Raw genomic sequence first — 11162 nt, 5'->3', positions numbered from 1 at the left:
ATGGTCTTTTAAAAATATATTTATTGCAGAGAGGATTTATCAATGAACCGTGTAATTGTGATAGCAGGGCCTACCGCTTCCGGCAAGACCAGCTTGTCAATTGAGCTTGCCGGAAGAATGAATGGAGAAATAATATCGGCAGATTCGATGCAATTATATAAATATATGGATATTGGTACTGCAAAGCCGACTGAAAATGAAATGCGTGGAATAAAACATTATCTGATTGACGAGGTTTTGCCCAGTGAAGAGTTTAATGTCGTAAAATTTAAAGAGCTTGCCGAAAAATATATAAAGGAAATTGTTGAAAAGGGTAAGCAGCCAATTGTAGTAGGCGGTACAGGACTATATATAAGTTCATTGATTGATAATATAAATTTCAGTGAAAGCGAGTGTGATTGGGAACTTCGGGAAGCCTTAAAAAATGAGGCTGAGGAATACGGTTCTCAGTATTTGCACGATAAGCTTAAAAAGGTTGATGAAGAATCTGCCGATAATATTCATCCAAATAACGTCAAGCGTGTAATACGTGCTTTAGAAGTTTTTTATCAGACAGAAAAGCCCATGTCTTACCATAATGAAATGTCCAGAGGAATACCGCCAAGCTTTACCTATAATACTATCGGATTAACAATGGACAGGCAGCGCTTATACGAAAGAATTAATAAAAGAGTAGATATTATGATAAAAAATGGTTTGGTTGAAGAAGTTAAAAGACTTGTTGAGCTTGGGTTTGCAGATTCAATAACATCTATGCAGGGAATCGGCTACAAGGAGATATTGTCATATTTAAAGGGAAAAAGCACTCTGGATGAGGCAGTTGAAATTATAAAGCGTGATTCCAGAAGATATGCAAAAAGGCAATTAACCTGGTTCAAGAGAATGAAGGAAATAAAATGGTTTAGCATTGATAATTATGGAAATAATCATAATGTTGCTGAAGCCGTAATAAATTATTTATGATATTTTTGAATTTTAAAAAGTATTTGCTCATTATATGGTAAAATAGAAGTGGTGGTTAAATGTACATGAACAGCTAATTTGCTTGGGTTTTCAGTTTCAGTTAGTACTATATTCTTATTGCAATATCTGGAATATTCTAGTAAAATGAAAATGTTATTTGTTTCAGATATTGTTTGAGGACTTATTGAAGCTAATAAGCAGTAACATTAAAAACTAAAATAAGCTATGAAGTACCGGTTTAATATTCATAATGTGTGGTATGACATACTTATGTATGAAAGAAATATATAATACAAAGGAGTGGATACTTTGGTAAAGAGTACAATTAATTTGCAGGATATTTTTTTGAATCAGGTCAGGAAAGAGCATATAGCCGTTACTATATACTTAACAAACGGATTTCAGCTAAAGGGTATGGTTAAAGGATTTGATAACTTTACGGTTGTTCTTGACAGCGACGGAAAGCAGCAATTAGTGTATAAGCATGCGATTTCTACTATATCTCCAATGAAAATGGTAAACTTAATATTCAATGATCAGGTTAAAGAATAACAGGTTTTACTACAGGCTGTCACGGACTAATCAAAGGTCTATCGTGACAGCCTGAGATATTACATGCGTCTGAATACTCCTATTACTTTACCTAAAATAGATAGATTGTCTTTTACAATAATAGGCTCCAAGCTGCTGTTTTCAGGCTGAAGCCGTATATGGTCATTTTCCTTGAAAAAGGTCTTACAGGTAGCTTCGTCATTTATAAGAGCTACGACAATATCACCGTTATTTGCAGAAGACTGCTGTCTTACCAGTACAAAATCCTTATCCAGTATACCGGCTTCTATCATACTGTCACCTTGAACCTTAAGCATAAATGCATCTCCGTTTTGAAGAAATTCAACCGGAAGAGGAAAGGTATCAGTAATATTTTCTACAGCTAATATCGGCTGTCCCGCTGCAACCTTTCCTATAATCGGGACATTGACCATTTCACGGGAAGAATAATAACCTTCTTTATAATCTGTTTTAGTTTCTTTTACTTTAATGTTTGAATTGTCAACAATTTTGATTGCTCTCGGTTTAGTAGGGTCTTTCTGTAAAATACCGCTGTCTGTAAGCTTTTGTAAGTATGCATGAACAGTAGATGTAGATTTGAAACCGACTGCGGTGCAAATTTCTCTGACAGAAGGCGGATATCCATTCTCATTTACATATTTATGAACATATTCAAGAATTTCCTGCTGCTTATTTGAGTTTTTCTTTGTCATATTAACCTCCCACGCCGAGTTTTCGGCACAAAATTTTGGTAAGGACTTCGTGGAGGTACGCTAGTATTTTCGCAGCTGTATCTAAAGTCTTTCAAGCTGACCTCCACGCCCGGATCGGGCACAAAAATTTATCAATATAAGTAAAAAGTGTCTATACCTATAAAAAAGTCAATTACTATCGGCTGAAGAACTGCAAAATAACTTGAAAGCAGTATTCTCCTGAAAAACGGTATATATCGCCCCGATAAATCATCGCGCAAAGGCTGCAACCGTAATTGATTTTATGAATTATCTGCTAATTCCATAATTAGTATAACATAATATAAAGTTAAATCAAACTAATGTTCGAAAAAAATAAAAAAATTATTTAATATATTGACATTAGAACATATGTTCTGTATTATATTATTATAAAAAGAACATATGTTTGGAGGCGGATGATTTATGAAGAAAAAATATATTTTAAGGAACAAAAGAAGATTTTTTGGTTTTTTATTTTTCCTTTCATTTGTTTCGTTTATTATGATTTATGCAAATGCGGTATCAGGCTATAAAGAAAGTAACTACAGGTCTATAGCCGTAAATACGGGAGATACGCTATGGTCTATTGCTGAGAAGTATGGAAAGGATTATGATATTCGGGAATATATACATAGCTTAAAGAAAATTAATAATTTAGAATCCAGCATAATACAGAAAAATACTGCTATTCTGATTCCAAGTAATGATTATATTAAGGAATAAGCAGGCTATATAATGTAAACCCGCATATTTGACAATTATATAATGCGGTAGTATGATAGATGCTGTGCTTGATAAGAACTTGGTAGCTTAACCGTGTGGAGGTTTTTGTTTCATGACAGCGAATAATTTAACAATCTGTTTTAGCATATGTTTGGTAGTATATTTTATTGGAGCGCTGTCTTCTTTATTTACATTTTCATCCCCAAGAGTCTCAAATAAACTCTCCAACTCGTGTGCAGTGGCTGCAAGTGGATTTTTAAGCATATTAATGATACTTAAGCTGCTATTTGCTGAAAAAATTTCCTTATCACCAAATTTTACCAACAATATACCTTTTTTTTCTTTAAGTTTTAATATTGATAATCTTTCTGCATTTTTTATTTTAATAATATCCATTGTTACCTTTGTGGTTTCGCTGTTTTCATATACATATATGTCTCATTACTTTTTTAAAAGAAATATTTCAATTTTTGGATTCCTGTATAATTTGTTTGTTTTGTCAATGATTCTTTTAGTCTCAAGCAGCAATTTGCTTTTGTTCTTATTTTTTTGGGAGCTTATGTCTTTAATTTCATATTTTCTTGTTAATTATGAAAACGAAAAAAAAGAGGTTCAAAAGGCAAGCAGGATATATATTATAATGACATATGCGGGAACAGCTTTCATAACTGCTGCGTTTGGATTAATTGCTTATTGCACAAAGAGTTTCAGCTTTGAATTTTCAGCAATCAGCAATTCTTCAATTCCGACCGGCTATGCAAATTTAATATATGTGTTTTTGCTTATAGGCTTTGGAACTAAAGCAGGACTGATACCAATGCATGTTTGGCTGCCGTATGCGCATCCTGTCGCTCCCGGAAATATATCTGCACTGATGTCAGGTGTAATGATTAAGATGTCGGTATATGGTATATTGAGAGCAGTGTTAGACTTTCTGCCTGAAAATCCGATGTGGTGGGGGACTTTGACTCTGATAGCCGGTGTTGTTTCTGCAGTATTTGGAGTTGTTTATTCAGTTGCGTCTACAATAAATATTAAAAGATTATTGGCGTATTCAAGTATTGAAAATATGGGCCTGATATTTTCAGGAATTGGTATGCTGCTTATTGCCAGAACAACAGATAATTCCTTTTTGATTGCTTTGGCTATGACAGCAGTACTTTTGCACACTATAAATCATGCCGTATTTAAATCGCTGTTATTTATGGGAGCAGGAGCAATTCAATATAGTGCACATACAAAAAATATGGAAAAGCTGGGTGGCCTGATAAAAAAAATGCCTGTTGCATCACTGTTTATATTTATAGGCTGCCTGACTATTTCAGCAGTGCCTCCTTTTAGCGGTTTTATTAGTGAGTATATAATTTTTCAGACTGTCATAAACAGTATTATTTGGTTTTCTTCCAATTCACCGCTTATTATTTTGTTTATAACTGCGGCGGCGGCTTTGTCTATGACAGGTGCTTTAGTTGCCTTTTGCTTTGTAAAAATGTACGGAATATCTTTTTTAGGCATGCCTCGATCTGTTGAAGCTGAAAGCGTAAAGGAGCCGGGAAAACCAATGCTGATTGCTCTTGGAATTTCATCCTTTCTTTGCGTTGCACTTGGCGTTTTTTCAAAATACGTGATTGGACTTATTGATAATATAAGTAATGAGCTTATGAATTTACGGCTTTTATCAACTGATTGGTCATTAACAAAATTTGCACATTATCCTGTAAATAATGGCAAGCTGGATATCTCCATTGGGTTATTGTCAGCTTTTATAGTACTTTTGTCAGGCATTATATTGCTTCTGGTAATGTTTATCAGAAAACATACAAATGTGGAGAGATACAATACTTGGGATTGTGGTTATACTCGGTTAAATCCAAAAATTCAATATTCGGCTACAGGTTTTTCAAAGTCCATAAGAATTATCCTGCGAGGAATATTTAAGCCAAACAGAAATCTTACAGTGACAGAAGGATATGCTCCATACAATATAAAGAAGGGAACTTATACCATGTCCACTGAAAAGGTAATTGAAAAATATTTATATGCTCCGTTTATTAAGTTTATAATCAGCTTTTCAAAGAAATTCAGGTATAAAATACAAACAGGCAGTATCCATATATATTTACTGTATTTCTTTACTATTTTGATTTTAATGCTGTTATATTATTCATTTATGGGTTAATTGCGGGAGTATTATTTTGAGACGGGTTTTAAATTATTATTGCTAAAAAGTTTGACTAGCAAGTAAAAATTGATTTTAATTTTATTAGCTATATACATATTGAAAAGGATTGAATTTATGATAGTATCAGTTTTAAAGCTATTAGTACAGATTATGTTAATATTGATAATTGCTCCGTTTTTTACAGGTGTTATCAAGAAGCTGAAATCCAAATTTCAGCATAAGATTGGTTTATCTGTATTTCAGCCCTACTATAATTTGATTAAGTTGTGCAAAAAGGATTTGGTGGTTTCATCTGTTACATCATGGATTTATAATGTTGCTCCTTATATTTACTTTATGACATCACTATTTGCTGTTCTCTGCTTGCCTGTAGTTCATCAGTTGATAGGGCCTGCATATTTTACAGACTTGTTAGTCATAGTATATTTGTTAGTCGCAGGCCGTATTTTTATGGCTCTTGCAGGATTAGACACAGGAAGTGCTTTCGGAGGAATGGGGAGCAGCAGAGAAATGCTTGTATCGGCATTGGTTGAGCCTGCTTTATTTGTAATAATTATTACTGTAAGCTCAAGGACAGGCATTGCATCGACAAATGTTTCCTCAATATATGAATATACCTTGAGTCATACTGAAGCAGCTTTTTCTCCGATAAATTTATTATTATTTGCAAGTATGCTGATGATTTTAATTGCTGAATCTTCCAGAATTCCGGTTGATGATCCGTCTACGCACCTTGAGCTTACAATGGTCCATGAGGCAATGGTATTGGAGTATTCAGGAAGGCATCTTGCTTTTATTGAAATGGGAACACATATTAAGCAGCTTGTTTTCATGACATTTATGGCGAATATTCTTATTCCGATAGGCTTTAATATTGAAAATATATTTATAGGCTTGGGAATTTATATATTAAAAATATTAGCTATTACCGTACTTGTTGCACTTGTTGAGATTAATACTGTCAAACTTCGTTTATACAGTATTCCTAATTTTGCAGCAATTGCTTTTATTATATCAGTTTTAGGGTTTCTTACTTGCTTCATACTTAAATAAGTATTTATTGGCTATATAAAATAAAGCAAGTTAATTATTGCGGAGTTGGCTTGAAAGCCTCGAAAGCAGAGCTCGTACAAACGTAGTGTATTTTCGGGCTGTGTAGGTAGTATATATTAAAATTGATTCGTACCTCTGAAAAGCAGAGGTTTTTCACAGAAATCCTTATAAAGTTTTTGTGCTCTGATAGAGCGTGGAGGTTATTATGTACAGCAATGCTATAAACCTATTGGCTATTTTAATATTAATTTCATCGTTTATTTTAATTGCAAATAAACGTCAAAATGCATATATATCTACTTTCAGATTTCAATCCTTGCTGCTTGCTTTGGTTTCGCTGCTGGTATCAGTAAGAAGTATGCTTAGTAACAAAAAATTTGACGAGGTAATTATAATTTTTTGTTTAATCGTTTTATTTAAAGTAGTTATAATTCCAATTGTTTTAAAAAGGACATCAAAAAAGGTAGAATACACAGTTGAGAAGGACTTCTTTATCAACATTCCGGTTTCAATGTTGATTTGCTGCGGATTGGTTGTGCTGTGCTGGCATGTTATTTATAGCATTGAAGGGATAAATAATTCTGATACCAGAAATTATCTTATATATTCAATGTCAGTTGTAATGCTGGGATTATTTTTTATGATAAGCCGTAAAAAAGCAATTGGACAGATAGTCGGCTTTTTGGTTATAGAAAACGGGATGTTTCTTGCAGCGATGCTTACTACAGAAGGAATGCCTATGTTTGTTGAATTAGGTCTTTTCTTTGATTTGCTTACAGCGGTTTTGATTATGGGTATATTTGTTTTTAAGATTAATGACACATTTGATTCAATAGATATCAATAAGCTAAAGAATTTAAAAGGTTAGCTTTGAAGATTTTAGGGGGGCATATGATTTCTGCATTTTTAGCTATTCCTTTAATAGCCGGGAGTTTTGTATGGGTAACAAAAAATAAGCTTGTGATACATTGCACCAACTTGGCAGGAGCTTTATTGCTGCTGATATTTTCCATATTATCACTTGCTGATATTAAAAAGTATGAAGCAGTTACCGGCAAGGGTTTATTTAAGGATTTGTTTTATATTGATTCATTAAGCGGATATATATTATTTATAACTGCGCTGGCATTCTTTCTGGTTTCATTGTTTTCTATAAGCTATTTCAGCGAGGAATTAAGAAGAAATGTAATTACCTTAAATAAGCTAAAACTATATTATAGTCTCTCAAATGCTTTTGTTTTAGCAATGCTTCTGGCATTGATTACAAAGAATATGGGGGTAATGTGGATAGCAATTGAGGCAACAACACTGGCATCAGCTTTTCTTGTAGGCTTTTATAATAATAAAAGAGCAATTGAAGCTGCATGGAAATACCTTATTATTTGTTCTGTTGGTATCGCCTTTTCTATGCTCGGAATTATACTTCTATACTATTCATCAACAATAACGCAGGTTGGTTCAAAGATTTCAGGACTTAATTGGAATTTTATGCTACAGAATGCATCCTCTCTTGATCCAAGCATTTTAAAAATTGCATTTATATTTATATTAATAGGCTTTGGTACTAAGGTTGGTTTTTCTCCCATGCATACCTGGCTGCCTGATGCTCACAGCCAAGCGCCGTCGCCTGTGAGTGCCCTTCTTTCGGGAGTACTTTTAAATACTGCAATGTATGGTATTATAAGAACCTTGTCAATTGTAAACAGCAATCTGGGAAACAGCAAATATACAGGAAACCTGCTTATACTGCTGGGATTATTATCTATTGCAACTGCTGCCATATTTATTTTGGTACAGCAGGATTATAAAAGAATTTTGGCATATTCCAGCATAGAGCATATGGGTATTATCGCCATTGGCTTGGGAATATGTACACCGATAAGTGTTTTTGCAGCACTTTATCATGTATTTAATCATGCAATGACAAAGTCAATGCTGTTTCTGGCTACAGGGAATGTTTATTTAAAATACCATACCAAAAAAATATCAGGGATACGAGGCTTGATAAATACAATGCCTGTTACTGGTCTGGTTTTTATCCTTGGTGTTTTTGCCATAACAGGTATGCCTCCCTTTGGTATTTTTATGAGCGAATTTAATACAGTTGCGGGGGCTGTTCAATCAAAAGCCTACATCGCTGCTGTATTGCTGTTAGTCTTTTTAGCAGTTATATTTGCCGGCTTTATTAAGCAAACCGGCAAAATGTTTTATGGAAATAATACTAATCCAGAAATAAAAAAAGGCGAGCTTGATTTTATAGGGCCTGCGGTCCTTATTATACTGCTTTTTATAATTGTGTCTTTTGGTATATATATACCAAAACCGTTTAAGTTATTAATGGACGCTTGTACTGATATAATTTTAGGAGGTATGTAAGTATGGTTTCTGAGGCTATTTTTGATACGATAAACAGACTGCTGTCATCACATATGCTTGAAAGCAAGCTGCTTAATGAAAACGAGATATATTCAGAGGTTTCTTTAGCTTCTCATAAATATGACTGTATTAATATTTATAATAATATTGACTGTGTTCTTGTAGATTTATTCGGAAATGATACTTCTGAAATTGATGGCAGCATAACTGTTTATTATACCTTTGCCGTTAGGTCATCAAACACGCTAATAACGTTATATATTAAACTTGATAAAAAAGGCTCGATGCAAATCAGTTCAATATCAAAGGAAATTCCTGCTGCAAGCTTGTATGAAAGAGAGATAAAAGATATGTTCGGCATTTCTTTTACAGATTCGGCAGACAGCAGAGAATTGGTGCATCATGGCAACTTTCCGCTGAAGGTACATCCTTTAAAAAAAGAGTTCAGGAAAAATACAAGGCTGGCTTTCGAAAAACGTGAGCAGAGCTTTACAAGTATTTCAGGTACAGGGGTATTTGAGGTTGCTGTTGGGCCCGTTCACGCAGGTATAATTGAACCGGGGCATTTCAGATTCAGTGTCGCCGGTGAACCTATTATCAATATTGAAGCCAAGCTCTACTATACACACAGGGGATTGGAAAAATTATCAGAAAATGAAGACTATATGAAAGTGCTTCTGTTTTCTGAAAGAATATCCGGAGATGAAACCTTTACAAATTCTTTAGCTTATTGTCAGGCAATCGAGAAAATTAACGGGATAACATATCTGCCTGAAAGAGCGCTTTATTCAAGAGTTATATTTGCTGAACTTGAACGTATTTGCAGCCATATTGGTGATATTTCCGGGCTGTGCGTTGATACCGGTTATATTTTTGCAAACGGGCAATTTGCAATGATGAGAAGATGGATACAGATGCTGTGCGAGCAGCTTACAGGCAGCAGATTTTTAAGAAATACGAACAAGCCGGGCGGATTAAGACGAGATTTTATAATGGATAATAAAAAATTAATTTTAGACTGCCTAAATAATCTGTATACAGAATTTAATGATACAATAGAAATAATAAAAAATAACGGCATGTTTATTGACAGGGTAGAACATACCGGCATTTTGAATAATTCAATAGCTGTTGATTTAAATGCGGTTGGTCCCGGCGGAAGAGCCAGTGGAATTAATACCGATGTCAGAAAGGAATTTCCATATGCGGCATATTCAAAGCTGAAATTTAATGTGCCAAAACATGCTAATTGTGATATTAATTGCAGAATGAATGTTAAAATTGAAGAGGTTATTGAGTCTATAGGCATTATAAGGCAGGCCTTAGATAAAATGACTGATAAGGGGTCTGTAGCTGTTGAAATCGGAAAATTGAAGCCTTATTCTTTTGCCTTTGGTATGACCGAATCACCTCGGGGCGAGAATATTCATTTTGTTATGACAGGAGCTGATAATACCATAATGCGGTATAAGGTCAGAACACCTTCATTTTGCAACTGGCCTGTGCTTTGCCATGCTGTTAACTCAAATACCTTAACTGATTTCCCGCTGATAAATAAAAGCTTTAACCTTTCTTACGCAGGGAATGATTTGTAAAAGTAGTCTGTTATATGAAAATTTTAAAAGAGGTAAATGTGGAATGTATAATGCAATTAAAAAGCTTTTTCAATATGGTACTGTTACCGTTGATTACCCCAAAAAGCATATAAAAAGTTCATATATTACAGGTGTGCCGAAGTTTAACTATGATAAATGCATGCATTGTATGAAGTGTAAAAATTCATGTCCTACCGGGGCTATTGTTTTGTCAGATAATGACGGGCAGAATGGGAAGGTACCGGCAGTAAATATTGATGAATGTATCTTCTGCAGATTTTGTGAAGAAGCATGTCAAAATGATGCGGTATATTTTTCAAATATATTTGAGCTGGCTCAGAAGAACAGAAATGATTTGCGGGCAGCTCCGCTTATAATTCAGGATGAAGATGTAAGCGTGCTGGACTATGAGCTTCTTGGAAAACAACTTAAAGAAAACGTAAAAAAATTTTATGGGAAAAGCTTAAACATCAGAGAGATAGATGCAGGCTCATGTAATGGATGTGATTATGAAATAAATGCTTTAAGCTCACCCTATAATGATATAGAACGCTTAGGTATTCAGTTCGTTGCTTCGCCGAGGCATGCGGATATGTTAATGGTGACAGGCTGTGTAACCAGAAATATGGAGGAAGCACTAATAAAGACATACAATGCGACGCCTTCACCTAAATTAGTTGTTGCCGTGGGTGCATGTGCCTGCAGCGGCGGCATATTTAAAAACAGCTACGCAGGCAGAAATGGTGTCGATTCCATATTGCCTGTTGATGTATACATTCCGGGATGTCCTCCCAGACCTCAGGCATTAATATACGGTATTTTAAAAGCCATCGGCAGATCATAGCAAAATAATAAAGCTTAGGCTTCATATTGTTTTCTATGCCGGCTGTTTGTGAAGTCTGGATTTTAAATTTGTTTTTTGAGTTTAATGGTGCTTTTAGCCGGTAGTATTGACTTCCGTGGCAGAATTATTATAATATGCAT

11 protein-coding genes are annotated in these 11162 nt (G+C 34.4%); 9 read left to right on the top strand and 2 right to left on the bottom strand.

The window, feature by feature from the left end; translation table 11 throughout:
• Positions 1-42: 42 nt before the first annotated feature.
• Positions 43-963, top strand: coding sequence for a tRNA (adenosine(37)-N6)-dimethylallyltransferase MiaA (gene miaA / locus LY28_RS09485; RefSeq protein WP_110461950.1), 921 nt, complete (start codon positions 43-45; stop codon positions 961-963).
• A 309-nt stretch (positions 964-1272) separates the two neighbouring features.
• On the top strand, positions 1273-1515 hold the full coding sequence (hfq, locus tag LY28_RS09480; protein ID WP_110461949.1) for an RNA chaperone Hfq: 243 nt from the start codon (positions 1273-1275) through the stop codon (positions 1513-1515).
• A gap of 59 nt (positions 1516-1574) precedes the next feature.
• Here hfq and lexA read toward each other — a convergent pair whose 3' ends face one another.
• Positions 1575-2228 (bottom strand): transcriptional repressor LexA, encoded by a 654-nt coding sequence (gene lexA, locus LY28_RS09475; protein ID WP_110461948.1) that lies wholly within the window; start codon positions 2226-2228, stop codon positions 1575-1577.
• A gap of 444 nt (positions 2229-2672) precedes the next feature.
• Between lexA and yneA the strand changes: the two genes are divergently transcribed.
• Positions 2673-2972 carry a cell division suppressor protein YneA gene (gene yneA, locus LY28_RS09470; RefSeq protein WP_110461947.1) on the top strand — a complete coding sequence of 100 codons (300 nt, stop codon included), beginning with the start codon at positions 2673-2675 and terminating at the stop codon, positions 2970-2972.
• 87 nt (positions 2973-3059) lie between these two features.
• Here the strand turns inward: yneA and LY28_RS19525 are convergent, their stop codons facing one another.
• A complete protein-coding gene (locus LY28_RS19525; RefSeq protein WP_242981204.1) occupies positions 3060-3368 on the bottom strand; it encodes a hypothetical protein in 309 nt (102 codons plus the stop codon).
• On the opposite strand from LY28_RS19525, the gene LY28_RS09465 reads away from it, so the two are divergent.
• The 6 genes from LY28_RS09465 to LY28_RS09440 all read left to right on the top strand — a co-directional run bounded on the left by LY28_RS09465 (position 3253) and on the right by LY28_RS09440 (position 11022).
• The gene (locus LY28_RS09465; RefSeq protein WP_422784998.1) at positions 3253-5151 is read left to right on the top strand and encodes a proton-conducting transporter transmembrane domain-containing protein; all 1899 of its coding nucleotides are present in this window, start codon (positions 3253-3255) and stop codon (positions 5149-5151) included. The genes LY28_RS19525 and LY28_RS09465 overlap by 116 nt on opposite strands.
• 117 nt (positions 5152-5268) lie before the next feature.
• Positions 5269-6207 (top strand): respiratory chain complex I subunit 1 family protein, encoded by a 939-nt coding sequence (locus LY28_RS09460; protein WP_110461945.1) that lies wholly within the window; start codon positions 5269-5271, stop codon positions 6205-6207.
• Between the two features lie 205 nt (positions 6208-6412).
• Entirely contained in the window at positions 6413-7075 is a 663-nt protein-coding gene (locus LY28_RS09455; RefSeq protein WP_110461944.1) for a hydrogenase, read from the top strand.
• A 23-nt stretch (positions 7076-7098) separates the two neighbouring features.
• Positions 7099-8583 (top strand): hydrogenase 4 subunit F, encoded by a 1485-nt coding sequence (locus tag LY28_RS09450; protein WP_110461943.1) that lies wholly within the window; start codon positions 7099-7101, stop codon positions 8581-8583.
• Between the two features lie 2 nt (positions 8584-8585).
• Complete coding sequence (locus LY28_RS09445) at positions 8586-10178, top strand: hydrogenase large subunit (RefSeq protein WP_110461942.1); 1593 nt, start codon at positions 8586-8588, stop codon at positions 10176-10178.
• 43 nt (positions 10179-10221) lie between these two features.
• A complete protein-coding gene (locus tag LY28_RS09440) occupies positions 10222-11022 on the top strand; it encodes an NADH-quinone oxidoreductase subunit B family protein (protein ID WP_110461941.1) in 801 nt (266 codons plus the stop codon).
• The last annotated feature ends 140 nt before the right edge of the window (positions 11023-11162 follow it).

This window comes from Ruminiclostridium sufflavum DSM 19573, assembly GCF_003208175.1.
Taxonomy (GTDB): Bacteria; Bacillota; Clostridia; order Acetivibrionales; family DSM-1351; genus Ruminiclostridium; species Ruminiclostridium sufflavum.
Note: the sequence above shows the minus strand (reverse complement) of the source record. Positions and strands in the feature narration are given on the sequence as shown.

What these genes read in the sequence shown, in the direction of transcription:
- LY28_RS19525 (WP_242981204.1), bottom strand. Translation starts at nt 3,368, where the DNA reads ATGGATATTATTAAAATAAAAAATGCAGAAAGATTATCAATATTAAAA.
- miaA (WP_110461950.1), top strand. Translation starts at nt 43, where the DNA reads ATGAACCGTGTAATTGTGATAGCAGGGCCTACCGCTTCCGGCAAGACC.
- LY28_RS09460 (WP_110461945.1), top strand. Translation starts at nt 5,269, where the DNA reads ATGATAGTATCAGTTTTAAAGCTATTAGTACAGATTATGTTAATATTG.
- LY28_RS09440 (WP_110461941.1), top strand. Translation starts at nt 10,222, where the DNA reads ATGTATAATGCAATTAAAAAGCTTTTTCAATATGGTACTGTTACCGTT.
- LY28_RS09450 (WP_110461943.1), top strand. Translation starts at nt 7,099, where the DNA reads ATGATTTCTGCATTTTTAGCTATTCCTTTAATAGCCGGGAGTTTTGTA.
- yneA (WP_110461947.1), top strand. Translation starts at nt 2,673, where the DNA reads ATGAAGAAAAAATATATTTTAAGGAACAAAAGAAGATTTTTTGGTTTT.
- LY28_RS09445 (WP_110461942.1), top strand. Translation starts at nt 8,586, where the DNA reads ATGGTTTCTGAGGCTATTTTTGATACGATAAACAGACTGCTGTCATCA.
- LY28_RS09455 (WP_110461944.1), top strand. Translation starts at nt 6,413, where the DNA reads ATGTACAGCAATGCTATAAACCTATTGGCTATTTTAATATTAATTTCA.
- lexA (WP_110461948.1), bottom strand. Translation starts at nt 2,228, where the DNA reads ATGACAAAGAAAAACTCAAATAAGCAGCAGGAAATTCTTGAATATGTT.